Origin of the sequence: Pseudomonas kuykendallii, from assembly GCF_900106975.1 — a bacterium.
Lineage (GTDB): Bacteria > Pseudomonadota > Gammaproteobacteria > Pseudomonadales > Pseudomonadaceae > Pseudomonas_O > Pseudomonas_O kuykendallii.
In genome coordinates, this window is sequence record NZ_FNNU01000005.1 from 404,158 (window position 1) to 428,793 (window position 24,636).

Consider the following 24,636-nt stretch of genomic DNA (forward strand, 5'->3'; position numbering starts at 1 on the left):
ATGCGCCCCTCCTCAAGGACGAGTCTGCTGAGCGCCACGCTGGCCTGCGTGGCGATGCTGCTCGTCCTCGCGCTGCGCGGCGCGGATGCCGCCGAGATCATCCTCAGCGCCCAGGACGCTCCCGCGGTGCGCCAGTTCACTGCCGCACTGGCGGCGCAGCGACCTGAAGATCAGGTGCGCTTCGTGCCGATCGGCGAACTGGCGATCGGCACGCTTCCGCCACCGACCACCCGGCTGATCCTGATCGGCGAGGACGCCCTCGTCTGGCGCCTCAAAACGGCCATCGAATCGCCCACCCTGATCATGCGGGTCAACCGCCTGGAAGCACGCCGCTGGCTGAACGGCCAGCGGCCGGAAAACGTCACGCTGCTGTGGAACGATCCGCCGCTGGATCGCCAGTTGAAACTGCTGCGCCTGCTGCTCCCCCATGTGCGCCGGGTCGGCGTGCTCTTCGACGCCGACAGCCAGCACCTGCTCGAACCGTTGCGCCAGGCCGCGGCGCCCTTGCAGTTGGAGATCGTTGCTAGGGAATGGCCCAACCCGCGCGACAGCCGTCCACTCCTGGAGCTGCTCAACGACAGCGACGTGCTGCTCGGCTTCGAGGCGCCCAGCCTATACAACCCGCTGACCGCCAAGAGCCTCCTGCTGACCAGCTACGCCCGCCAGCGCGCGCTGATCGGCCCCAACGCGCCCTTCGTCCGAGCCGGTAGCCTGAGCAGCACCTACAGCGACCAGGACGACTGGCTGCAAAGCCTCGACGAATTGCTCGACCAGCCTCCCGCGAGCTGGCCGAGAGCGCTCTATCCGACGCATTTCAAAGTGCTCAGCAACCCCCAGGTCGCACGCGCCCTGGGCATCGCCCTGGACGACGACGCCGAACTGGCGAGGCGCCTGGCAGCAGGAGAACACAGCCGATGAAGTTCCGACCGAGCTGGGATATCCATACCCGGACGCAGCTGATCAGCGTGGGGCCGGCGCTGTTGCTGACCCTGCTGCTCACCGGCCTGTTCACCTTCACCCGCCTGCAGGACCTGCAGCAGGAGCTGCAGCACACCGGCCAGTTGATCGCCGACCAGTTGGCGCCGGCCTGCGAATACGGGGTGATTTCCGGAAACCTGCCGGTCCTGCGCAGCCTGCTCAAGGCGACGATGGAAACGCCCCATGTGCGCTATCTCGAGGTGCGCGACCGCGACGACAAGGTCCTGGTCTATCTCGAACGCGGAAGCGGGGATAGCGGAGGGAAATCCTCGGCGACCTTCCAGGCGCCCATACGCCTGCAGCCGCTGGTGTTTCCGGATGACGAGGCAAGCCTGACCGGTGAGCCGGAGATACCGCCGCCGGCTACTGGCGAGCACCTCGGCCGCGTGGTGGTCGGCATGTCCAACGATGCGTTCAGCAGCCGCCAGCAGGAAATCCTCCTGAAAGCCGCCGCGCTGGCGCTGTTCGCGCTGGTCTTCACCTTCATGCTCGCGCGCCGGCTGTCGCTGCGCCTCGCCGAACCGATCAGCGCGATGGGCCAGGCGGTGCAGGCGATCCGCGCGGGTCGTTTCGAGACCCAGTTGCCGGAAGTCGACGAACATGAGCTGGGCGACCTGGCGCGGCACATTAACCGCCTGGCCGACGGCCTCGCCCAGGCCAGCGCCGAACAGGAAGGCACCATCGCCCAGTTGACCAACGCCCGCGAGGAGGCCGAACAGGCCAACCGGGCGAAATCCGACTTTCTGGCGATGATGAGCCACGAGTTGCGTACGCCGATGAATGGCGTGCTGGGCATGCTGCAGCTGCTGGAAACCACCGAAATGACCCGCGAGCAGGAGGAATACGCCGCGCTGGCCAGCGAGTCCACCGAGCATCTGCTCAAGGTGATCAACGACATCCTCGATTTCTCGCGTATCGAGCGCGATGCGCTGGAGCTGGAGAGGATTCCCTTCTCGCTCTTCGAGCTGATCCAGACATCGGCCATGGTCTTCCAGCACAGCGCCGCGCAGCGCGGCCTGGAGCTGCGCATCGATACCCAGCCAGGGCTGGAATGGCTTCAGGTACAGGGCGATCCGACACGCATCCGGCAGATTCTCGTCAACCTGATCGGCAACGCGCTGAAGTTCACCGAGGAAGGCCAGATCCTGGTCGAGGTGCGCTGGCAGCCGCTGGACGCCGAAGTGCTCTGGCTGACCTGCGCGGTGAAGGACAGCGGCATCGGTATTCCGCCGGAGCGGCTCGAGCACATGTTCGACGCCTTCCAGCAGGCCGACAGTTCCATCTCCCGCCGCTACGGCGGCACCGGCCTCGGGCTGCCGATCGCGCGGACGCTGGCCGAGCGCATGGGCGGCACGCTGCGCGCGGAAAGCCAGGCGGCGCAAGGCTCGGTATTCACCCTGGAAATCCCCCTGCCGTTCCGCCAGCAGGTGCCTGGTGGTCACGGCCAGCGCGCCGTCGTCGGCAGTACCGGCAGCGGCCAGCGCGTGCTGCTGGTGGAAGACAATCCGGTCAACCAGACGGTCATCGAAGCGATGCTGCGCAGCCTCGGCTACACCGTCGCGCTGGTCGACGACGGCGTGCAGGCGGTGCGCGAAGCCGAGCGCAACGAATTCGACGTGATCCTGATGGACTGCCGCCTTCCCGGCCTGGATGGCTATGAGGCGACACGTCGCATCCGCCGGCTCGAAGGTCGCGCGATGCTGCCGATCATCGCGCTGACGGCGAACGCCCTGCAGGGCGACCGCGAGCGCTGCCTGGAAGCCGGGATGAACGATTACCTCGCGAAACCGTTCAAACGGGCAGAGCTGCAGCAGTTGTTGCTGCGCTGGCTGCCGCCCCGCCCGTTCGGAAGCGGTGAGTAATGATAAAGTGCCGCACGCCCGCCGAATCGGCGACAATGCAAGTGTACGACTGTACTCGCTACGCTGTGACTTTCAGCCAGGCCGGGCAGTCTATGACTAGGCTGACGGCATGCGCTGCCGTCGCCAGGACGATGATCCACCCCGGTCTTCACGCACGGGACCATTGAGGAGCTCGCATGACCAAACAACACGCCTTTACCTACGAAGACCTGCTCGCCTGCAGCCGCGGCGAGCTTTTCGGTCCGGGTAATGCGCAACTGCCCGCCCCCAACATGTTGATGATCGATCGCATCGTTCACATCAGCGAAAGCGGCGGCAAGTACGGCAAGGGTGAGATAGTCGCAGAGCTCGACATCAACCCTGACCTGTGGTTTTTCGCCTGCCATTTCGAGGGCGACCCCGTCATGCCGGGCTGCCTGGGCCTCGATGCCATGTGGCAACTGGTCGGTTTCTACCTCGGCTGGCAGGGCAATCCGGGCCGCGGCCGTGCGCTGGGTTCGGGCGAGGTGAAGTTCTTCGGCCAGGTCCTGCCGACCGCCAAGAAGATCACCTACAACATCCATATCAAACGCACCATCAACCGCTCGCTGATCCTCGCCATCGCCGATGGCTCGGTAAGCGTCGATGGCCGCGAGATCTACAGTGCCGAAGGCTTGCGCGTCGGCCTGTTCACATCCACTGACAATTTTTAAGGGTTATCCGCATGCGCCGCGTCGTAATCACCGGTCTGGGTATCGTTTCCTGCCTGGGCAATGACAAAGACACCGTCTCAGCCAACCTGCGCGCCGGCCGTGCAGGGATCCGCTTCAACCCGGAATACGCCGAGATGGGCCTGCGCAGCCATGTCTCCGGCTCGGTGCAGCTGAACCTCGAAGAACTGATCGACCGCAAGCTGTTCCGCTTCATGGGCGATGCCGCCGCCTACGCCTACCTGGCGATGCAGCAGGCCATCGAGGACGCCGGCCTGAGCGAGGAGCAGATCTCCTCGCCGCGCGTCGGCCTGATCGCCGGTTCCGGCGGTGCCTCGACGCTGAACCAGATGGAAGCCATCGACACGCTGCGCGAGAAAGGCGTCAAGCGCATCGGTCCATACCGCGTCACCCGCACCATGGGCAGCACCGTTTCCGCCTGCCTGGCCACGCCGTTCAAGATCAAGGGCGTCAACTTCTCGATCTCCTCGGCCTGCGCCACCAGCGCGCACTGCATCGGCAGCGCCATGGAGCAGATCCAGTTGGGCAAGCAGGACATGGTCTTCGCCGGCGGCGGTGAAGAGGAGCATTGGAGCCAGAGCTGCCTGTTCGACGCCATGGGCGCCCTCTCCACCCAGTACAACGACACGCCGGAAAAAGCCTCGCGCGCCTACGACGCCAAGCGTGACGGTTTCGTCATCGCCGGTGGCGGCGGCATGGTGGTGGTCGAGGAACTCGAACACGCCCTCAAGCGCGGTGCGAAGATCTACGCCGAAATCGTTGGCTACGGCGCCACCTCCGACGGCTACGACATGGTCGCGCCGAGCGGCGAAGGCGCGCTGCGCTGCATGCAGCTGGCGATGAGCACCGTCGACCAGCCGATCGACTACCTGAACACCCACGGCACCTCCACGCCGGTGGGCGACGTCGCCGAAATCAAGGCCGTGCGCAACATGTTCGGTGACAAGGCTCCGGCGATCAGCTCCACCAAGAGCCTGTCCGGTCATTCCCTCGGCGCCGCCGGCGTCCAGGAAGCGATCTACTGCATGCTGATGATGGAAGGCAACTTCATGGCCGGTTCGGCCAACATCGACGAGCTGGACGCCGAGGTCGGCGACCTGCCGATCCTGCTGAAGACCCGCGAGAACGCCAAGATCGACACGGTGATGAGCAACAGCTTCGGCTTCGGTGGCACCAACGCCACCCTGGTGCTGAAACGCTTCCAGAACTGATCGATCGCGATGACGAAAACGGCGCCCCAGGGCGCCGTTTTTCATTGTCGCGACGCATGTCGGCGCATCGCCACGATCATCGCTCCGTCGTGCTCTGCATCGGCGGATTCGTTCATACGCATTGGAATTTTCCGCTGGAAACACCGCACGGCGCTGTCGAAGATGAAGGCCTGATCAAGGAGTTCACCATGCTGCCCAGTCTGTTCATTTCCCACGGTTCGCCGATGCTCGCCCTGGAACCCGGCGCCAGTGGCCCGGCCCTGGCGCGCCTGGCCGCCAGCCTGCCGCGCCCGCGAGCGGTGCTGGTGGTATCCGCGCACTGGGAGAGCCCCGACCTGCTGGTCGGCAATGCCGTGCAGCCGGAAACCTGGCACGACTTCTACGGCTTCCCGCCGGCGTTGTACGCCGTCGACTACCCGGCACCGGGCGCGCCTGACCTGGCCGACGAGGTGATCGCGCAGCTCCGCCAGGCCGGGCTCGATGCCCAGCTCGACCCGCAGCGTCCGCGCGACCATGGCGCCTGGGTGCCGATGCGGCTGATGTACCCGCAGACAGATATCCCCGTGCTACAGCTGTCCCTGCCGTCGCGCCGCGGCCCGGCTTTCCAGCAGCAGGTGGGGCGCGCGCTCGCCGGCCTGCGTGAGAGCGACGTGCTGCTCGTTGGCTCCGGGAGCATCACCCACAACCTCGGCGAACTGGACTGGCACGCCGGGCCGGACCGCATCGAGCCCTGGGCGAGCGCGTTTCGCGACTGGATGGTCGAGCGCCTGGCCGGCGACGACGAGGCCGCGCTGCTCGACTACCGTCGCCAGGCGCCATTCGCGGCGCGCAATCACCCCAGTGATGAACACTTGCTGCCGCTGTACTTCGCCCGCGCGGCTGGCGGGCCGACGTTCAGTGTCGCGCACGCCGGCTTCACCCTAGGCGCGCTGGGGATGGACATCTACCGCTTCGACTGAGCGCAACACTTTCCAGCGCCCATGAAAAAGCCCCGCACTGGCGGGGCTTTTTCATTCAGCGAAGGATCAATCCTCGCGATAGCGACGCAGCTTCAGCTGCTTGCCGGCAACACGAGTGTCCTTGAGCTTGCCCAGAAGGCGGTCCAGGCCGTCTTCCGGCAGCTCCACCAGGCTGAAGCTCTCGCGGACCTGAATGCGACCGATGGCTTCGCGGACCAGACCACCTTCGTTGAGGATGGCGCCGAGCAGGTTCTTCGCGGCGATGCCGTCGCGAGTGCCCAGCGCGGTGCGGCAACGCACGCGGCCTTCAGCCAGCGGAACCGGCGCACGGCGTTCGCCGCTGCGCTCGCCATCACGCTCACGGCGTTCGCGCGGAGCGCCGGCGCTTGGCACCAGCGGCTGCTCGCGCTCGACTTCGGCAAGGGTCAGCGCCTGGCCGTTGGTGGCCTTGCGCAGCAGCGCTGCGGCGAGGGCACGCGGGCTGCAGCCGATGTCGGCGATCAGACGGTCGAGCAGATCGCCGTGGCTGGCTTCGGCATCGGCCACCAGGGGCGAGAGGCTGGTGGTCAGCTTGCGGATGCGCGCATCGAGCACCTGCTGGCTGTCGGGCAGACGCACCTCGGCGACTTTCTGCCCGGTGACGCGCTCGATCACCTGCAGCATGCGGCGCTCGCGCGGGGTGACCAGCAGCAGCGCGCGACCGGCACGCCCGGCGCGGCCGGTACGGCCGATGCGGTGCACGTAGGACTCCGGATCGTAGGGCATGTCGACGTTCATCACGTGGGTGATGCGCGGCACGTCCAGGCCACGGGCGGCGACGTCGGTGGCGACGACGATGTCCAGACGGCCATCCTTGAGCGATTCGATGACGCGCTCACGCTGGTTCTGCGCGATGTCGCCGTTCAGTGCGGCCACCTTGTAGCCCTTGGCTTCCAGCGCCGACGCGAGGTCCAGGGTGGCCTGCTTGGTGCGCACGAAGGCGATCAGGGCGTCGAAGTCCTCGACCTCCAGCAGACGGCAGACGGCGGCGACTTTCTGGTCGGCATGCACCATCAGGTGCGCCTGCTCGATCGCGGTCACGGTCTGAGTCTTGGTCTCGATCTTGACGTGCTTCGGCTCTTTCAGGTGCTTTTCGGCGATGGAGCGGATCGAGTGCGGCAGCGTGGCGGAGAACAACACGCTCTGGCGGGACTCCGGCATGGCCTGGAAGATCACTTCGAGGTCGTCCATGAAGCCGAGCTTGAGCATTTCGTCCGCTTCGTCGAGTACCAGGTGCTGGATGGTCGACAGGACCTTCTCGTCACGACGCAGGTGGTCGACCAGGCGACCCGGCGTGGCGACGATGACCTGGGCGCCCTGGCGTATGGCCTTGAGCTGCGGGCCCATCGGCGCGCCGCCATAGACGGCGATGACGTTCAGGCCGGGCATCTGCTTGGCGTAGGTTTCGAACGCGGTGGCGACCTGCAGGGCCAGCTCGCGGGTCGGCGCGAGGATCAGCGCCTGGGGTTCTTTCTTGGCCGGGTCGATGCGCGACAGGATCGGCAGGGCGAAAGCCGCGGTCTTGCCGGTACCAGTCTGCGCCTGGCCGATCATGTCGTGGCCGGCGAGGATCACCGGAATCGACTGCAATTGGATGGCCGACGGCTCTTCGTAGCCGGTTGCGATAACGGCTGCGAGTACGTTGGGATTGAGTCCGAGCGCGGCGAAGCCGCCGAGTTCCTGGGTCATGGGTCTGCCTCGTGTGCATCCGCAAAGACCCATTGTTCCAAGGCTGCACATGCCGTGTAGGACCTTTTGGGTCACCCTGGCAGCCTGGTCGGCGAGAATTTGCGAGAACGCGTGATGAATGAATGAAACTAGATGCCCGCCTTGCGTGTGCAACCGAAGCAGCGCTTCGTGAGGTGCACAGTAACGGGGCCGGCTTTACGGCGGGCGCGCATCATACCGGAAAAACCTGACCTGTGGGCAGGTTTTTTCGACGGACGACGCGTACTTAGCCAGCGCCGAAGCAAGTCCCGCTACCGCGCGCCCCGGACCGAACGCCTCGGCGGCGAAGCATTCTGACCCGCGCGTGGCGCGAAGATTCAGCGGGGCGGCCTGAAGTCCCCAGGCTAGAGGCCTTCTGACAGCAGGCGTGGCCGCTTCCCTGAAGTCGCCATCCGCCTCAGTAGGCGGCCGACAAGCCCCCTACCGAGCTGACCTCGAATTGGCCGACCAGCTTCTGCAGCTTGTTGGCATTCAGCCGCACGGTTTCGGCGCTGTTCTGCAGCACGATGACGGTCTGGCGCATTTCCCCGGATGCCTGGTCGACCTGCTGGATGGTCTTGCCGTAGTCCAGGCTGCTTTCGTTGAGCTGCTGGATGATGTTGAACATCCGCTCGACCGCCTGGTGCAACTGGACGTTCTCCGACGAGGCCTCCTCGGCCAGGCGCAGACTGTCGTCGACATCCTTCACGCCCTCCTCCATGAACGCCACGGCCTGCTGGGTTTCTCCCTGCAGCCCTTCGACCACCTGGCGAATCTCTTCCGCCGCCTTGGACGTGCGCGCCGCCAGGGTGCGTACCTCGTCGGCGACCACCGCAAAACCGCGTCCATGGTCGCCGGCACGCGCGGCCTCGATGGCGGCGTTGAGGGCCAGCAGGTTGGTCTGGTTGGTGATGTCCGAAATCAGCCCGACGATGCTGCCGATCTGCGACATGCGGCTGTCGAGCATCTGCACGCTGCTGGACGAGCGCTCGACCACGTCGCGGATGTTCTGCGTGCCGGCGCGCACGGCCTGGAACTGCTCGCGGGCACGCCCGACCACCTCGTCCATCGCCCGCTTCATCTCTTCCGCGGTCATCGACGCCTGCTGGATTTCGCCCAGTTGTCCCTCGACGATGACCATCATGCGGTGGACCGCCTCCGCGACCTCGCCGGACGTCATGTTCGCCTCCTGGCTGCGCCCAAGCATCATCTCGTTGGTCCTGCCGACGGTGAGGGACGCATTGATCACCTGCCCGACGATACCGTCCAGGTTGTCGATGAAGCTGTTGATCCAGCGTCCCATGTCGCCGGTCTCGTCGTTCGCCATGCGCGCGACGTCCAGGCGCTGGCTGAGGTTGCCTTCGCCCTCGGCGAGCGTACGGATGACCCCGGTGAGCTCGTTCATCCGCGCCGCCAGCCGCCTCGGACCCAGGGTGGAGAACAGCAACGCGGCGAACAGCATGCTCAGCAGTTGCAACCCGTCGATCCAGGCCAGGCTGAGGCCGCTGTAGTGCTGCACGATGAAATTGCAGCCGAGCACACCCAGCATGGTGAAAACGTAAGGCTTCATCAGGTTGAAGCTCAGCGAGCGGCGCCGATAGACCTCTTCCAGGTCCGCCTCGCACATCATTCCCCAGCGGTCCGGCGAGCCGGGCAACTGGAAGGTGACGCCCTTGCCGATCACCGGAATGTGCCGGTAATCCGAGTAGCCGGGATAGGTGACGAACAGGTTCGAACCGTTGCGGATGGTCTCCCGCACGCCGGGGTGCAACTGCTTGGTCGCCGGGTCGATGAAGCGCAGCTCCAGCTCGGTGTGGCGCTGGATGCGCACCGGGCCCCAATCGGTATTGACGCCGCTGCGCAGGTTTTCGCCGAGGGTGAAGGTGTCATCCTCGAAACGCGAGCGGGACAGCGCCACGCCCGGCTGGATGGAGGGGTCGAAATCCGAACGCACCATGAACAGATAGTTGTCGCCGGATTCCGTATAGATGTGCCCGGCCTCGCGCTGGATCAGATCGCCCAGCACGTCGTTCGGCACGCGGCCACACAGGCAGCCCAGGGTGGTGCCATCGAGCATCAGCGGCTGATAGAACATCAGCGTCACTTCATCGTGGAAGCGCGAGGAGGAAGGTCCGATCTTCAGGGTCAGCGGATCGGTGTAGGGGCCGTGCAGAAAAGGCTGCCTGAGGCCCTGCGACAGTGCACGCGGGTCGAGATCCTTGCCGTTGCAGTGCGCCTGGTGCGTCGATGCGATCACCTCGCCACCTGGCGAGACGACGAAAAGCTCCGAGAAATCCCTGGCCTGGAGCAGTTTTTCGCCAAGCACGCGCGGGTCCAGGGCGTCGAACTCGCGGGCTAGGGTGGTCGCCAGCTCGGCCAGATGGTCCCACTGCTCCTGCGTCCAGTTCTGCAGGAGCTTCACGCGGGTCTCGGCGATGCCCTCGAACGTCTGCTCGATAATGGGATAGATCGATCGGTTGGCGCGGCAGGCCCAGCCCATCGCCAGTTTCCCGGTCTTGCCGAACACCGGTAACCAGCTTCTTTCGGCGGAGGTTAGCTGCATGGATTCACTGCGAAGATACATGGCCCGACTCCTTGACTTCTGCGAACGAGGCACATCGAATCTGATATCAATGCGACATCATCCAGAGCAAGTTCCGGACCATTGCAGTCGGGTATCGGACGAGACCTGACACAAGGCGGGTTTTCGACCCGCCGCTCTAGCTCGACGGGCGCAACGCGGCGAGCAGCGAATCCAGCGAATAACCGAGCCGACCTTCCAGTGTCTTGCAGCGCGCACGCAGGGCGTCCATGTCGAGCGACTGCTCGAGGTCGGCCGGCACCAGCAGGATGACGTTGCCCTCCTTCACCGGACACTCCCAATAATGCCGATGGTAGAGGCCGCGCAGCAGCGCCGCGCCCAGCGGCTTGCCGTCGGTGGTGGCCCACTGGTTGATCACCAGCCAGCCACCCGGATTGAGCTTGAGCTGGCAGGCTTCGAGGAATTTCCAGGCCAGGTGGCCGACGCCCGGCCCCTGGTCGGTATAAAGGTCGACGAAGATCAGGTCGGCGGTTTCCGCCGAGTCCAGCAAATCCAGCGCGTCGCCGATGCGGATGGTCAGCCGCGGATCGTCGGTCAGGCCGAGGAATTCCATGGCGAGCCGCGGCACGTCGGGGCGCAGCTCGATGACCTCGACATCCTCCAGCGGCAGGAAGCGCAGGCACGCCTGGGTCAGGTTGCCGGCACCCAGGCCGAGGAACAGCGCGGTTTCGGGCGCCTCGTGGCAGAGCGCGCCGATCAGCATGGCGCGGGTGTAGTCGTACTCCAGCCAACTCGGATCGCGGACGAACACGCAGCTCTGCTCGACCGAATCCCCGAATTCGAGGAAGCGATAATCACCCACCTCCAGCACCCGGATCAGGCCGAAGTCGTCGCGCACTTCGGCCAGCAGGCGTTCCTCTCGTTCCATTCCCGACTCCTCGTTGGCTCGGCGCATCTTAGAGGCTGCACGAGGCGATTTCACCCCGTCGCCATACAGGCGCTCTATCGGCGGCCCGGCGGATGATCGGTTACCATGCCGCACCGCCGCCCTTCGACGAACAGAGCACGCAATGAGCCAGACCTGGAGCCCCGATAGCTGGAGAAGCAAGCCGATCCAGCAGCAACCCGAATACCCCGACGCCGCGCACCTGGCACAGGTCGAGCGCACGCTGGCCAGCTATCCGCCGCTGGTGTTCGCCGGCGAGGCGCGCGAGCTGCGCCGGCAGTTCGCCGAGGTCACCCACGGTCGCGCCTTCCTGCTGCAGGGCGGCGATTGCGCGGAAAGCTTCTTCGAGTTCTCCGCGGCGAAGATTCGCGACACCTTCAAGGTGCTGCTGCAGATGGCCATCGTGATGACCTTCGCCGCCGGCTGCCCGGTGGTGAAGGTCGGACGCATGGCCGGGCAATTCGCCAAGCCGCGCTCCTCCGGCAACGAGACCATCGACGGTGTGACCCTGCCGGCGTACCGCGGCGACATCGTCAACGGCATCGGCTTCGACGAGAAGAGCCGCATTCCGGACCCGGAGCGGCTGCTTCAGGCCTACCACCAGTCCACCGCCAGCCTCAACCTGCTGCGCGCCTTCGCCCAGGGCGGTTTCGCCGACGTGCACCAGGTGCACAAGTGGAACCTGGATTTCATCGCCAACTCGGCGCTGACCGAACGCTACAGCCAGCTCGCCGACCGCATCGACGAGACCCTCGCGTTCATGCGCGCCTGCGGCCTGGACAGCGCGCCGCAGCTGCGCGAGGCGAGTTTCTTCACCGCCCACGAGGCGCTGCTGCTGAATTACGAGGAAGCCTTCGTCCGTCGCGACAGCCTGACCGGCGAATGCTACGACTGCTCGGCGCACATGCTCTGGATCGGCGACCGCACGCGCCAGCTGGACGGCGCCCACGTGGAATTCCTCAGCGGAGTCGGCAACCCCATCGGCGTCAAGGTCGGCCCGAGTATGGACACCGACGAGCTGATCCGCCTGATCGACATCCTCAACCCGGAGAACGATCCCGGCCGCCTCAACCTGATCGTGCGCATGGGCGCGGACAAGGTCGAAGCCAATCTGCCGCGCCTGGTTCGCGCCGTGCAGGGCGAAGGCCGCCAGGTGCTGTGGAGTTCCGACCCCATGCACGGCAACACCATCAAGGCGTCCAGCGGCTACAAGACACGCGACTTCGCGCAGATTCTCGGCGAGGTGAAGCAGTTCTTCGACGTGCACCAGGCCGAGGGCAGCTACGCCGGCGGCATCCACATCGAGATGACCGGGCAGAACGTCACCGAATGCATCGGCGGCGCCCGGCCGATCACCGAGGACGGCCTATCGGATCGCTACCACACCCATTGCGACCCGCGGCTCAATGCCGACCAGTCGCTGGAACTGGCCTTCATGATCGCCGAGACGCTGAAACAGGTTCGCCGCTGAGCTTCTAGAGCGCGGCCCGGAGCCGCGCGTCCAGTTCTCCACTGCCGGTCAACGCCACCTCCGCGAGGCCCAGCCAGCCGGCCATCGCTCGTAGCTGGCCGGCGAGCGCGGCCAGCGCCGCATCGTCCAACCCCGTACTTTCCGCATGCACGCCGTGCACCGCCAGGCGGCCATGGGCGCGCTCGGCACGCAGGTCGACGCGGCCGACGAGGCGTTCGCCGTGCAGGAACGGCAGCACGTAGTAGCCGTACACGCGCTTGTGCGCCGGGGTATAGATCTCCAGCCGGTAGCGGAAATCGAACAGTCGCTCGGTGCGCGCCCGCTCCCATACCAGCGAATCGAACGGCGACAGCAGCGCGCTGGCCTCGACCTTGCGCGGGATGCGCGGCTCGCCGAGGCAGTACGCCGGCGTCTGCCACCCCTCGACGCCGACGCGCCGGAACGTGCCGGCCTCGACCAGCTCCGCCAGACGCGCCTTGCTGTCCGTCGGAGTCAGCCGGAAATAGTCGCGCAGGTCCTTTTCCGTGGCGACACCCAGCGCCTGCATCGCATGCAGCAGCAGGCCGCGTTGCGCCTGTGCCGTCTCCAGTTCGGGCGCATTGACCAGCGCCGCGGGCAGCACCCGCTCGGTGAGGTCGTAGAGACGCTCGAAACCACGCCGCCCGGCGACGCTCACCTGGCCGGCGGCGAACAGCCATTCCAGCGCGGCCTTTTCCTTGCTCCAATCCCACCAGGGGCCGGCCTTCTCCACCCGTTTGGCAAGCGCGCCCGCGCTCAGCGGCCCCTGTTCGCGCACCGCCTGCAGCACCTGGGCGATCGCCTGCGGATGCTCGCGACCGAAACGCGACAGCCAGTCATAGATTCCGATGCCCTGCTCGGCGCGGCGCATACGCCAACGCAACAGCGGGTAGCAAGACAGCGGCATCAGCGACGCCTCATGGCCCCAGTATTCGAACAGCGAACGGCGCCGTTTCGGCCCCCAGGCCAGTTCCTCGAGCAGCGCGGCGGGATAGTCGCCCAGGCGGGAGAAGAGCGGCAGGTAGTGCGAGCGCACCAGCGCGTTGACCGAGTCGATCTGCAACACGCCGAGGCGTTCGATCAGCCCGCGCACGCGGCGCGTGTCGACCGTCCCGATCGGCTTGCCGAACTGCTGGGCCGACAGTGCCAGGCGCCGGGCCTGCTTCAGCGAGAGCGAATCACTGCCGCGCATCGACACTCCCGGCTGCCCGCAGGCGGAACGCCTTGCGCAGCAAGGCCTCGCCATTCACCAGGCCGATACCGGCCAGCACCAGCAGCGCGGCGGCGATGAAGCTGGGCGCCAGTTTTTCGCCGAGGATCATCACACCGAAGCTGACACCGAACAGCGGGGTCATGAAGGTGAACACGCCTAGGTTCGCCGCGCGATAGCGGCGCAGCAGCCAGAACCACATGAAGAAGCTGAAGAAGGACACGACCAGTCCCTGGAACATCAGGCTGGCGACGCTGACGCCGGTCAGCCGGACGTGATCCAGTTGCCCGCTCAGCGCGGCGTAGGCCAGCAGCAAAACCACCGCCATCGACAGTTGGTAGAACAACGTCAGGCTGGGCGGTGCGTCGGACAGTTTCGAGCAACGCACCACCACCGTGGTCGCGCCCCACGCCAGCCCCGCCAGCACCCCGAGGGCATCGCCGATCAGCACGCTCGTGCCCATCGCCCGGCTGAAGCCGCCACTGAAGGCCACGCCGATACCAACGAAACACACGCCGATACCCATCCACTGCAAGGGACGCAGGCGTTCGGTGGGCTGCAGCAGGTGCAGGCCCAGCGCGGAGAAGATCGGCGCGGTGTAGAGGAACACCACCATGTGCGAGGCCGACGTGTATTGCAGCCCCACGGCGACCAGGCAGAACTCCAGGGCGAACAGCGAACCGGCGAACATGCCGACCGTGCGCGTGCCCTTCCCCGTGGCCCAGGCACCGCTCCAGCACAGCGGAATCAGCATCAGCAACCCAGAGATGACCGAACGCAACGCCACCTGCATGACGGGCGCGATGTCGCCGGCGGCCAGCTTGATCGACACCTGCTGACCACCCCAGATCGCGCAGAGCAGCACCATCAGGAGGAATGCCTGGACATCGGCACTCTTGCGTCCGCTCATCGACGGACTCCGGCCAGGCAGGAGGGAACGGCTTGGAAGGACACGCGGATACCCTTGTTGGAGGCTGGCGGGAAAGAACCCTCCCGGAGAACCTGTTCACGATCCGGGAACGTCACAACTGACGCGATCATGAACAGTTTCCGAGAGGCGGCAAGGATAACCTCAATCATGCGACCGGTCGTCCCTGAGCACGTCGCTCTCCGCCGGGCCGTCCCAGAACGGGCGATGGATTTCCTGCTCGATATCGGCGCGCGAGAGGCCGAGGTCCTTCAACGTCGCCTCGCCCAGGGTCGCGAGACGATGACGCTGTACCGAGAGCGCGCGCCAGGACCTGACGCGTTGTGCCAGCCGCCGCCACAGCGGCAGGTAAGACGTTGGGCGCACTACCAGAGCGTAGCCTTGCTGTTGTTTTTTCATGCTGCCTCCGAGCGGAACGGGTCCGCGGACCGATTGATTCGTCCAGGAATCTATCCGGCGAAAGCCCGGAGCTCTTGGACGATCCTGCACGCCCGACACCGAATCGACTGCGTATCGGAGAAGGGATTGGCAACAGTCTCGGCTGCAGCTTAAGATCAATCCAACGAATGTTTCTTATGCGTAGCATCTTGGATATTGATGAATGAGCAGCTTCCCCAGCATCGATACCGAGTTGCTGCGCACCTTCGTCGCGATCGCCGACAACGGCGGTTTCACCCGAGCGGCGAAGATGGTCAACCGCACGCAGTCGGCGGTGAGCATGCAGATGAAGCGGCTGGAGGAAGACGTGCTGCAGCGCTCACTGTTCGCCCGCGACGGGCGGCAGATCCGGCTGACGGCGGAAGGCCAGGTGCTGCTGGGTTTCGCCCGGCGAATCCTCAAGCTGCATGGCGAGGTGTTCACCACGCTGCGCGAACCGCACATGATCGGCGCCGTGCGCATCGGCACGCCGGACGACTACGTGATGCGCTTTCTGCCGGGAATCCTGTCGCGCTTCGCCCAGGCCTATCCACTGGTGCAGGTGGACGTGCATTGCGAATCCTCTCTGCAGCTGTTGCAGCGGCAGGACCTCGACCTGACCATCGTCACCCGTGAGCCGGGCAAGGAAATCGGCCAACTGCTGCGTCAGGAGCGCTTCGTCTGGGCCGAAGCAAACGGCTTCACGCCGCACGAGCAGAATCCGATTCCCCTGGCGATGTTCAACACCGACTGTTTCTGCCGTGACTGGGCCTGCAACGCGCTGACCAGCCTCGACCGGCCTTACCGCATCGCCTACACCAGCCCGAGCCTGTCGGCGATCATGGCGGTGGTCAGCGCCGGGCTGGCCGTCACCGCTCAGTTGCAGAGCCTGATCACCGCCGACATGCGCATCCTCGGCGAGGCCGAAGGACTCTGCGAGTTGCCGGTGGCGAACATCATGCTGCTGCGCAACGCATCGAGCCAGGGACCGATTACCGAATGCCTGGCCGAACACATCGCCGAAGGCTTCAAGCTCTGAGCGACGCGGCGCTCACTTGAGGTAGAGCGCCACCGCACTGATCACCAGGAACAGGCAGAAACCGGCCCGCAGTGCCTGTTCCGGCAACGTATGCGCCAGGCGCACGCCCCAGCTGATGCTGAGCAGCCCGCCGATGGCCATCGGGATCCCCAGCGCCCAGTCCACTTCGCCATGCAGCGCATAGCTGACCAGGGTCACGAAGGTGCTCGGCAACGCCAGCGCCAGAGACAGCCCCTGGGCGACCACCTGGGAGGCGCCGAACAGACTGGTCAACCCCGGCGTGGCGACCACCGCGCTGCCCACCGCCATCAATCCGCCCATCACGCCGGCAATCGCACCGAGCACACCAAGCGCGAACAGCCCGTGGCGCAACTGCGCACCGCCCGAGGGCGCGCGGGTGACCAGTCGATAGAAGTTGTAGAACGCCAGCACCAGCAGGAACACCACGAAGAACAGGCGCATCACCTCGGCCGGCAGGCTCAGCGCCAGGCGCGACGCCAGCAGCGCGCAGCTAAGGCCGGGAATCGCCAGCGCGGCGGCCTGGCGAAGGTCGATTCGGTTGTGCTGGTTGTAGCGCCAGACCGCGAGCACGACGTTCGGCACCACCATCACCAGCGCCGTTCCCTGCGCCATCTGCTGATCCAGACCGAAGAACAGGCCGATCACCGGAATCGCGATCAGCCCGCCGCCAATCCCGAACAATCCTCCGATGGTGCCGAGCACCAGGCCCAGCAACAAATCCAACAGCACGTCCAGCAGACTCATCATCAGGTACTCGGAAAAAACGCGGGCCATCCTACCGCAAATGCACGACCCGCCTATCGGCCATGGCGGCGATCGGTCAGACCGCCGCCCGCGGCGCTCAGGCGCCCTCGCCCAGCTCGCGCATGACCGCGTACAGCGCCGACTTGGCCTCGAAGCCGACTCCGGGAATCTCCGGGAGACCGACGTAGCCGTCCTCGACGCGGATGCCATCGGCGAAACCACCGAACGGCTGGAACACGTCCGGGTACGACTCGTTGCCGCCCAGGTGCAGGCCCGCAGCGATGTTCAGCGACATCTGATGGCCGCCGTGCGGCACCACGCGGCGCGACGACCAGCCCAGCTCGTCGAGCACCTCCAGCGTGCGCAAGTACTCGACCAGCCCGTAGGACAGCGCGCAGTCGAACTGCAGGAAGTCGCGTTCCGGGTTCATGCCGCCGTGACGCAGCAGATTGCGCGCGTCCTGATGGGAGAACAGGTTCTCGCCGGTGGCCATCGGCCGGTCATAGTGCTTAGACAGTTCGGCCTGCAGCGCGTAGTCCAGCGGGTCGCCTGCCTCCTCGTACCAGAACAGGTTGTAGGGCTTCATCGCTTCGGCATAGGCGACGGCGGTTTTCAGGTCGAAGCGCCCGTTGGCGTCCACGCACAGGCGCTGGCCGTCGCCGACCACATCGAGCACCGCTTCGATGCGGCTGATGTCCTCGCCTAGCGAAACGGCGCCGATCTTCATCTTCACCGTGCTGTAGCCGCGATCCAGATAGCCGCGCATCTCATCCTGCAGCTTGGAGTGGTCCTTGCCCGGGTAGTAGTAGCCACCGGCGGCGTAGACCCACACCTTGTCGTCGGCCACGCCGCCGCGATAACGCTCGGCGAGCAGGCGATACAGCGGCTTGCCGGCGATCTTCGCCACCGCGTCCCATACCGCCATGTCGATAGTGCCGACCGCCACCGAACGCTCGCCGTGGCCACCGGGCTTCTCGTTGGTCATCAGGGTCTTCCAGATGGCGAACGGATCGAGGTTGTCGTTGGCGTGGTCGATCAGGCTTTCCGGATCGGCCTCGGCGATGCGCGCGAGAAAGCGGTCGCGCATCAGCGCGCCCTGCCCATAGCGCCCGTTGGAGTTGAAGCCGTAGCCGATCACCGGCTTGCCGTCGCGGATCACGTCGGTGACCACCGCGACCACCGAGCAGGTCATCTTGGAGAAATCGATGTAGGCATTGGCGATGGGCGATGCGATGGACGCGGTCTTTTCGCGGATTTCGACGATGCGCATGGAAGCGGCCTCTTGTTGTAGAGGCCCGGACAGTAAGGCTTGTGAGCGCGCGACGACCAATGCTAAAAATGCGCCGCCCCATGCAGCCACGGCATCACCCATGGAATTGATCTGGTTGGAAGATTTCGCGGCCCTCGCCGAGCACGGCACCTTCTCGCGGGCCGCCGAGGCGCGGCACGTCACCCAGCCAGCCTTCAGCCGGCGCATCCGCGCGCTGGAAAACTGGATGGGCGCCGAACTGTTCGAGCGCAGCGTGCACGGCGCCAACCTGACCGACGCCGGCCGCCAGGTGCTCGGTGGCGCTCGGGACCTGACCCGGCGCCTGCAGCAATTGCGCAGCGAGGCGCAGGAGGTCGCCGGCAAGGCCGCCAGGACGCTGCAGTTCGCCGCGACCCACTCGCTGTCATTCACCTTCTTCCCGCGCTGGATTCGGCGCGCCGAGCGCGGTGCGCCGATCGAGGCCGTGCGTCTACTGTCCGACAGCATGGCCAACTGCGAACAGATGCTGCTGCAGGGCCAGGTTCAGTTCCTGCTGTGTCATGGCGACCCGCACGCCTCGCCGCTGTTCGAGCCCGAACAGTTCCACAGCAAGGTGATTGGCAGCGACGTGCTGCAACCACTGATCAGCCCTGCGCTAGGGCCGGGTGATGCGACCGGCGCCCTTCCCTATCTGGCCTACAGCGCCGACTCGGGGCTCGGCCGGATCGTCGCCGCGCGGCTCGCCAGCCGGGCGACGCCGCACGCGCTCGACGCGCTGTTCAGCAGTCACCTCGCCGCCGTGCTGATGTCCATGGCGCTGGAAAACAAGGGCGTCGCCTGGCTACCGGAAAGCCTCGCCGAGGCGGAGGTCGCGGACGGCGCGCTGGTCCGCGCGTTCGACCAGGACTGGGACATCCCGCTGCAGATCCAGCTGACCCGCCCAAAGGCCCCGCTGAGCGATTTCGCCGAGGCGTTCTGGGCGCGCCTCTGACATTTGCGCAGGCATGAAAAAGCCCGGCACATGGCCGGGCTTTTTCGTCGCGACAAGGATCAGGCCTTGATGCGCGACTTGTACTCGCCGGTACGGGTATCGATCTCGATCGAGTCGCCGATTTCGCAGAACGCGGAAACCTGCAGCTCGGCGCCGTTGTTCAGGCGCGCGGTCTTCATCACCTTGCCCGAGGTATCGCCACGTACGGACGGCTCGGTGTAGGCGATCTGGCGAACGATGGTGGTCGGCAGTTCGACGGAGATGACCTTATCGCCGAAGAAGATCGCTTCGCAGACGTCGGTCATGCCGTCCTCGATGAAGGTCAGCACGCTTTCCAGGTCGTCTTTCTCGATCTCGTACTGGTTGAACTCGGTATCCATGAACACGTACAGCGGATCGGCGAAGTAGGAATAGGTCACTTCCTTGCGATCCAGAATGATCGGCTCAAGCTTGTCATCGGCCTTGTACACGGTCTCGGTAGCGGAACCGTTGAGCAGGTTCTTCAGCTTCATCTTGACCACGGCGCTGTTGCGGCCGGACTTGTTGAACTCGGCTTTCTGGATGACCCAGGGAGCGCCGTTGATGTTGGCTACCTGGCCAGCGCGAAATTCTTGTGCGGTTTTCATACGAGATATCCGGTTGGATGAGTGACGAAAAATTGGCCGCCTATGATAGCCAATTTGCACCGAGCTGTAACCAGGGGCCGACCGGGGGCCCAGGCACCTGAGTCAACGGGGCCGGCCCGCGCGGTCAGGGGCGTGGAATCACCCGGGAGAACGCCAGCAGTTGCGTGGCCAGATCCTCCTGTACCGCCAACGCCGCACACCAGTGCTCGGCATGCGCGTTCAGCTCCCCCTCGTGCCGGGCCAGTTCCGTCCATGCCGCGCCAATCGCTCCGCCGGCATTCCAGGCGCGCCAGAGCGCCTCGAACGCGGCGTGCGCCGGAGCCGACAGCCCCTCGAGGTAGAGCCTGAGGAACGCCTCCAGCTTGTCCCAGTGCGCATCGTCCTGCTGCGGATAGATGTGCCAGAGCAGCGGCCGGCCGGCCCACTGCGCGCGGAGGAAGGAATCCTCGCCGCGAACAGCGTTGAAATCGCAGCACCACAGCAGACGGTCGTAGTCATCCTGGCTGAGGAAGCTCAGCACCTGAATCGTCAGGGCGCCGCGCGCGAAACGCTCGCCGGCGCGGACGGACTCCACGCCGAGCCAGGCGGCAAGGCTCGTCCCGATGCGACCTTGGGGAACCAGCAACTGGGTGGGTCTGCTGTCGCCGGACAACGCCTCCAGCCAAACGCCCAGTGCCGGGTTCTCGTAAGCGAACAGCGAAACCAGGCGGGCTCCCGCCTCCCGGGTCACGCCGAGACCGGAGAGAAAGGCAGCCTGGGCCGCCGGGTCGCTCTGGAATGCCTTACGGCGCTCGAGCAGATCGCCTTCGCGCAACAGGCCGCCGGTGCCGGAAACGAAGCCGGGAAAGAAGAAATACTTGCGCACGCCATTCGGCTGCAGCGACGGCAACGCGTGGCAGTTACCCACCCACCCTTCGGCGCTGAGGTATTCGAGGTTCAGCCAGAGACTGCGCGCGTGGCTAGCCATGGCGGCCTCGTACGCCTCCGGCAACTGGCAGGCGAACGCCTCGATTACAACGTCGGCTGGCTCGGTAGCGTTCGGCCAGCGCTGAGGCCATTGCCGAACCTCGATACCTTCATGCCATTGCTGCGCCGCGAGCGGGTCGGCTTGCGGACACAGCGCGGCGAACGCACCGAGGTCGTCGACCCACAACCGGACCTCCTGGCCATGCTCGCGCGCCAACTGCTTCGCCAAACGCCAGGTCACCCCGATATCGCCGAAGTTATCCACCACTGCGCAAAAGATGTCCCAGGATCTGCCCTGCATGCCCGCCTCGTTCGATCGGATTTCCAGATTGATGGTGCTCTTTGCTATCGGAGCAATAGTTAAACCGACATGGTCTTTCTGTAGACTTCCTGTAGAGTTTTATTGACGTCAATATGACATCACACAGCAGGCACTTCCGCTAGGCTGTTCAGGCGATGGATCGCGCGCTTCCCCACGGGTGAAAAAATGAATCTTACCGTCAAGGCGAAGCTGGGCCTCAGCTTTGCCTCCGTCACCGCCACGGCGCTGCTCGTCTCGCTGATTTCCCTCTACGCACTCAATGCCGCCAACGACCGCCTCTCGGACATCGTGCACGGCGCCAACGAGCGCAGCCAGTTGGCCGGCAAGGCCCGTCTGGCCACCACTCTTCGAGCCATCGCCGCACGCAACCTGGTGCTGGTCAGCGAGAACGACGATCGCCAGCACGAGCGCGCGGCCGTGCTGGCCGCCCACCAGGACGTGCAGACCACCATGGGCCAGCTGAAGCAGAAGATCGCTGCCAGCCCCGACGTCACATCCGAAGAGAAGGACCTGGTTGCCCGCATCGACAGCGTCGAAGCGCAGTACGGCCCGGTGGCGCTGAAGATCGTCGACCTCGCCTGGAAAGGCGAGCGGGAAAAAGCCATCAGCATGATGAACACCGACTGCATGCCGCTGCTCAGCCAACTGATCGCGGCTACCGGCGACTACATGGCCTACAGCGAACGCCAGGCCGAGCGTGATTTGAGCGACGCCCAGAATGCCTACTTCAACCAACGCAACCTGCTCCTGCTGGTCTGCGTCGCCGCCATCATCCTCGCCTCGGTGCTCGGCCTGACCATCACCCGGGGCCTCTTCACCTCTCTGGGAGCGGAACCTTCGCTGCTTTCCGACGAAGCCCGGCGTGTCGCCGAGGGCGATCTGCGTGCCGCTGCCACAAGCCAGCCGGCGGGCAGCGTGATGGCATCGCTCGGCGAGATGCAGTCGAAACTCAACGTCCTGATCGGCAGCGTGCGAGGCTCGGCCAACGTCATCTCCTCGGCGGCCGAAGAGCTTTCCTCCAGTGCCGAGCAGACCCGCGCCGGTGTCGCCGCGCAGAAATCCGAGGTCGACCAGGTTGCCGCGGCGATGCACCAGATGACCGCCACCGTGCAGGAAGTTGCACGCCACTGCGAACAGGCCGCCGCCGCGGCACAACACGCCACCGACGAAGCCACCGCAGGCAACGGCATGGCGAGCCGGGCGGTTAGCCAGATCGAACGTCTTTCCGGGGAAGTGAACCGCTCGGCCGAGGCCATGGGCCGCCTGCAGCAGGAAAGCACCAACATCGGCGGCGTGCTGGACGTGATCAAATCGGTCGCCGACCAGACCAACCTGCTGGCCCTCAACGCCGCCATCGAAGCCGCCCGTGCTGGCGAAGCGGGCCGTGGTTTTGCCGTGGTCGCCGACGAAGTACGCAGCCTCGCGCGCCGGACCCAGGACGCCACCCAGGAAATCGAAACGCTGATCGCCGGGCTACAGAAGATCGCCCAGGAAGTCTCCACCATCATGCTCAACTGCAAGGCGACCAGCGATGCGACGGTCAAGGACGTCGGCGACACGGGCAACGCCGTCCTGAGCATCACCCGCATGATCAGCGACATCCAGCAAATGAACCTGCAAATCGCCACCGCCGCCGACCAGCAAAGCCAGGTCGCCGAACAGATCAGCCGCAACGTCCACAACGTCAGCAGCATCGCCGACCAGTCGGCCAGCGCCACCGACGAAACCGCCGCCTCGAGCATCCAGCTCGCCCGCCTGGGCAGCGACCTGCAATCACAGGTAGCGCGTTTTCGGCTCTGACTCCCGGCCAGAAGCCGCAGCTGTCAGCACAACTGGCCGATCCCAAGGGCCCAGAAAGCAAAAGCCCCGAGAACCTGCCGGCTCTCGGGGCTTTCTGCTTGTGGTCTGGTGCGAAGGCGGGATTCGAACCCGCTTCGGCACACATTCGTTAGCGGCAACATCGGCCAAAGCCAGCCAGAACAGGCCTCCCCTTCTCTTTCATCCAGTCACTTTTGCCTTGCATGGGCTGTGGTTTCGACACCATGGCTTCCGGCCATTGTTCTTCGCTTCATCTGCAAGCTAATCTCCGCTCAACCGCCAGCTCGCTGGCAAAGGGACTTGCAGGGCTGAGGCCGGCGTATAACGCCCCCTCGTAGCGCATGCCGCTGACTAGAGCTGTGCGCTAGATCTGCAAGAGTTTTTTATCCACCAATTTTCAGATTGTTATGCACCAATTGGTGTCTATTTATAGTTAGGCCTCCGCAGAGATCACAGCGCATGAATCCAATTGAAAACTACGGCGAACTAATGTGGAAAATACGTAGTCGATTCGATGTCATTGAGGCACTTCGCCAATCGGATTCAGACCCGTTTTCTCGGGCAGAGTCTGCGGCATTTCACGGTCGGAAAATTGTTGAGGCTATTGCCTTTGCCTGCTTAGTTGCGGTTAATAACGGCCTCAAAATTATTCCTAGGGATGCCAAAGGACAATGGAATGCCGAGGCAATTTTCAAGAATCTAAAATCAAAGAACATAACTGCACTGCCAAGCCCGAGCAATATACGACAAGCAACACTAGAAGAACAAATGACTGACGGCGTCAATGTAATAATTGAAGGTATTCCGGAAAAACGGCTTACCACTGAAGAGCTTATTGAAATATACAAAAGATTGCACGTGTGGCTACATGAACTTAATCCCTATTCGTACCAAGGCCATTCTGAGTTTTATACGCAGAAGTCCGGAACACTGTGGGCCGACTTAGAGAAGCTTCATTTATTTATCGAACGGCATTTTATTTCAATTCGTGGCACTGCATTTTTTTGCGTTTTGCGAGATACCCAAGATCGAGAAACCAAGGTCATTCCACTTGCTAAGCAAGAAGCCTAACAAGTGATTCAAGTCACTCGCTTCGCTCGCTAGGGACAGGCTAAAGCCTGCCCCTTAACCAAACGTTAGGCATCCATATGTACTCCCTAAGCCAAAGTATTGAATTTGAAGAAATCGCAAATCCACACTCTTGGTTTTTGGTTGCCAGCGAATTGCATGAACAGGCCAAGCTCCTTAGAGACGGCACCACTTCTAAAATTTCTCGCCGCGATTTTTCCAGCTTAAATATTAAAACCTGGAACTCATCTAATCGAACCGTAATACTACTGGCTGGCTTTGCACTTGAGAACATCATTAAAGCTTACTTAATATACGAACATCCAAATTATGTCAGCAACGGGTTCCTCTCAAACAACATAAAAACGCACAAGCTCACCAAGCTAGCAAAGGATTCAAGCTTTCTCCCTTACCAGTCACAAGGTTCAAATACCCTTAAATACTTTGAAGAAGGCCTTGAGTCTTGGGCTAGGTACCCGTGCGGCTTGAATTGGGCCCAAACAAAAGAGCAAAATATTCTTTCCGGGAAGGTCTGGAACAATTATCTTTGGCTTATGCGCGCCTATGAGTCGCGCTTTAAAAAGCTGGTGCTCAAAGGCTGGAAGGGACCTCATGAATTTGAAGGGTCTTTTAAAATTTCAGGCTCATGGCTGCAATGATGAAAAGCCTAACAATTGGTTCAAATCGCTCGCTCCGCTCACTGGGACGGGCTAAAGCCCGCCCCTTAACCAAACGTTAGATTTTCGGTTCGGAACTCGACCTCATGCGCGGATCAATATTTCTTTTCGGTCTTC

At 64.1% G+C, this 24,636-nt stretch carries 21 protein-coding genes; 11 read left to right on the forward strand and 10 right to left on the reverse strand.

Annotation, left to right across the window (positions count from 1 at the left end):
• The 5 genes from BLV15_RS17820 to BLV15_RS17840 all read left to right on the forward strand — a co-directional run bounded on the left by BLV15_RS17820 (nucleotide 1) and on the right by BLV15_RS17840 (nucleotide 5,720).
• Nucleotides 1–918 carry an ABC transporter substrate-binding protein gene (locus BLV15_RS17820; protein ID WP_090231033.1) on the forward strand — a complete coding sequence of 306 codons (918 nt, stop codon included), beginning with the start codon at nucleotides 1–3 and terminating at the stop codon, nucleotides 916–918.
• Complete coding sequence (locus BLV15_RS17825) at nucleotides 915–2,840, forward strand: response regulator (protein ID WP_090231034.1); 1,926 nt, start codon at nucleotides 915–917, stop codon at nucleotides 2,838–2,840. The genes BLV15_RS17820 and BLV15_RS17825 overlap by 4 nt, the downstream gene beginning before the upstream one ends.
• A gap of 176 nt (nucleotides 2,841–3,016) precedes the next feature.
• Nucleotides 3,017–3,532, forward strand: a complete 516-nt coding sequence (fabA, locus tag BLV15_RS17830) for a 3-hydroxyacyl-[acyl-carrier-protein] dehydratase FabA (RefSeq protein ID WP_090231035.1) — start codon at nucleotides 3,017–3,019, stop codon at nucleotides 3,530–3,532.
• Nucleotides 3,533–3,543: 11 nt separating this feature from the next.
• Nucleotides 3,544–4,761, forward strand: a complete 1,218-nt coding sequence (gene fabB / locus BLV15_RS17835) for a beta-ketoacyl-ACP synthase I (RefSeq protein ID WP_090231036.1) — start codon at nucleotides 3,544–3,546, stop codon at nucleotides 4,759–4,761.
• 188 nt (nucleotides 4,762–4,949) lie between these two features.
• Nucleotides 4,950–5,720, forward strand: coding sequence for a DODA-type extradiol aromatic ring-opening family dioxygenase (locus BLV15_RS17840; protein WP_090231092.1), 771 nt, complete (start codon nucleotides 4,950–4,952; stop codon nucleotides 5,718–5,720).
• A gap of 66 nt (nucleotides 5,721–5,786) precedes the next feature.
• Here BLV15_RS17840 and BLV15_RS17845 read toward each other — a convergent pair whose 3' ends face one another.
• From BLV15_RS17845 to BLV15_RS17855, 3 genes are all read right to left on the reverse strand, one after another.
• Nucleotides 5,787–7,448 (reverse strand): DEAD/DEAH box helicase, encoded by a 1,662-nt coding sequence (locus BLV15_RS17845; RefSeq protein ID WP_090231037.1) that lies wholly within the window; start codon nucleotides 7,446–7,448, stop codon nucleotides 5,787–5,789.
• Between the two features lie 436 nt (nucleotides 7,449–7,884).
• The gene (locus tag BLV15_RS17850; RefSeq protein ID WP_090231038.1) at nucleotides 7,885–10,050 is read right to left on the reverse strand and encodes a methyl-accepting chemotaxis protein; all 2,166 of its coding nucleotides are present in this window, start codon (nucleotides 10,048–10,050) and stop codon (nucleotides 7,885–7,887) included.
• Nucleotides 10,051–10,186: 136 nt separating this feature from the next.
• Nucleotides 10,187–10,936, reverse strand: coding sequence for a spermidine synthase (locus BLV15_RS17855; RefSeq protein ID WP_090231039.1), 750 nt, complete (start codon nucleotides 10,934–10,936; stop codon nucleotides 10,187–10,189).
• Nucleotides 10,937–11,078: 142 nt separating this feature from the next.
• Here BLV15_RS17855 and BLV15_RS17860 point away from each other — a divergent pair, with 142 nt between their 5' ends.
• Nucleotides 11,079–12,425, forward strand: a complete 1,347-nt coding sequence (locus BLV15_RS17860) for a class II 3-deoxy-7-phosphoheptulonate synthase (RefSeq protein ID WP_090231040.1) — start codon at nucleotides 11,079–11,081, stop codon at nucleotides 12,423–12,425.
• 4 nt (nucleotides 12,426–12,429) lie between these two features.
• Here the strand turns inward: BLV15_RS17860 and BLV15_RS17865 are convergent, their stop codons facing one another.
• From BLV15_RS17865 to BLV15_RS17875, 3 genes are all read right to left on the reverse strand, one after another.
• Complete coding sequence (locus tag BLV15_RS17865; RefSeq protein ID WP_090231041.1) at nucleotides 12,430–13,635, reverse strand: winged helix-turn-helix domain-containing protein; 1,206 nt, start codon at nucleotides 13,633–13,635, stop codon at nucleotides 12,430–12,432.
• Entirely contained in the window at nucleotides 13,622–14,563 is a 942-nt protein-coding gene (locus BLV15_RS17870; protein ID WP_090231042.1) for a DMT family transporter, read from the reverse strand. The genes BLV15_RS17865 and BLV15_RS17870 overlap by 14 nt, the downstream gene beginning before the upstream one ends.
• 162 nt (nucleotides 14,564–14,725) lie before the next feature.
• Entirely contained in the window at nucleotides 14,726–14,980 is a 255-nt protein-coding gene (locus BLV15_RS17875; RefSeq protein ID WP_090231043.1) for a DUF1127 domain-containing protein, read from the reverse strand.
• 202 nt (nucleotides 14,981–15,182) lie between these two features.
• Between BLV15_RS17875 and BLV15_RS17880 the strand changes: the two genes are divergently transcribed.
• The gene (locus BLV15_RS17880) at nucleotides 15,183–16,037 is read left to right on the forward strand and encodes a LysR substrate-binding domain-containing protein (RefSeq protein WP_090231044.1); all 855 of its coding nucleotides are present in this window, start codon (nucleotides 15,183–15,185) and stop codon (nucleotides 16,035–16,037) included.
• Between the two features lie 12 nt (nucleotides 16,038–16,049).
• Here BLV15_RS17880 and BLV15_RS17885 read toward each other — a convergent pair whose 3' ends face one another.
• Nucleotides 16,050–16,796, reverse strand: a complete 747-nt coding sequence (locus BLV15_RS17885; protein ID WP_245728221.1) for a sulfite exporter TauE/SafE family protein — start codon at nucleotides 16,794–16,796, stop codon at nucleotides 16,050–16,052.
• Between the two features lie 103 nt (nucleotides 16,797–16,899).
• Nucleotides 16,900–18,072 carry a mandelate racemase/muconate lactonizing enzyme family protein gene (locus BLV15_RS17890; protein WP_090231045.1) on the reverse strand — a complete coding sequence of 391 codons (1,173 nt, stop codon included), beginning with the start codon at nucleotides 18,070–18,072 and terminating at the stop codon, nucleotides 16,900–16,902.
• Between the two features lie 100 nt (nucleotides 18,073–18,172).
• Here BLV15_RS17890 and BLV15_RS17895 point away from each other — a divergent pair, with 100 nt between their 5' ends.
• Entirely contained in the window at nucleotides 18,173–19,042 is an 870-nt protein-coding gene (locus tag BLV15_RS17895; protein ID WP_090231046.1) for a LysR family transcriptional regulator, read from the forward strand.
• A gap of 59 nt (nucleotides 19,043–19,101) precedes the next feature.
• Here the strand turns inward: BLV15_RS17895 and efp are convergent, their stop codons facing one another.
• Together efp and earP are read right to left on the reverse strand one after the other, a co-directional pair.
• Entirely contained in the window at nucleotides 19,102–19,668 is a 567-nt protein-coding gene (gene efp / locus BLV15_RS17900; protein ID WP_090231047.1) for an elongation factor P, read from the reverse strand.
• A 124-nt stretch (nucleotides 19,669–19,792) separates the two neighbouring features.
• Nucleotides 19,793–20,935, reverse strand: coding sequence for an elongation factor P maturation arginine rhamnosyltransferase EarP (gene earP / locus BLV15_RS17905; RefSeq protein WP_090231048.1), 1,143 nt, complete (start codon nucleotides 20,933–20,935; stop codon nucleotides 19,793–19,795).
• 186 nt (nucleotides 20,936–21,121) lie between these two features.
• On the opposite strand from earP, the gene BLV15_RS17910 reads away from it, so the two are divergent.
• The 3 genes from BLV15_RS17910 to BLV15_RS21920 all read left to right on the forward strand — a co-directional run bounded on the left by BLV15_RS17910 (nucleotide 21,122) and on the right by BLV15_RS21920 (nucleotide 24,501).
• Nucleotides 21,122–22,756, forward strand: a complete 1,635-nt coding sequence (locus BLV15_RS17910; RefSeq protein ID WP_090231049.1) for a methyl-accepting chemotaxis protein — start codon at nucleotides 21,122–21,124, stop codon at nucleotides 22,754–22,756.
• Nucleotides 22,757–23,233: 477 nt separating this feature from the next.
• Nucleotides 23,234–23,845 carry a hypothetical protein gene (locus tag BLV15_RS21915; RefSeq protein ID WP_139210738.1) on the forward strand — a complete coding sequence of 204 codons (612 nt, stop codon included), beginning with the start codon at nucleotides 23,234–23,236 and terminating at the stop codon, nucleotides 23,843–23,845.
• A gap of 77 nt (nucleotides 23,846–23,922) precedes the next feature.
• Nucleotides 23,923–24,501 carry a hypothetical protein gene (locus tag BLV15_RS21920; RefSeq protein ID WP_139210739.1) on the forward strand — a complete coding sequence of 193 codons (579 nt, stop codon included), beginning with the start codon at nucleotides 23,923–23,925 and terminating at the stop codon, nucleotides 24,499–24,501.
• The last annotated feature ends 135 nt before the right edge of the window (nucleotides 24,502–24,636 follow it).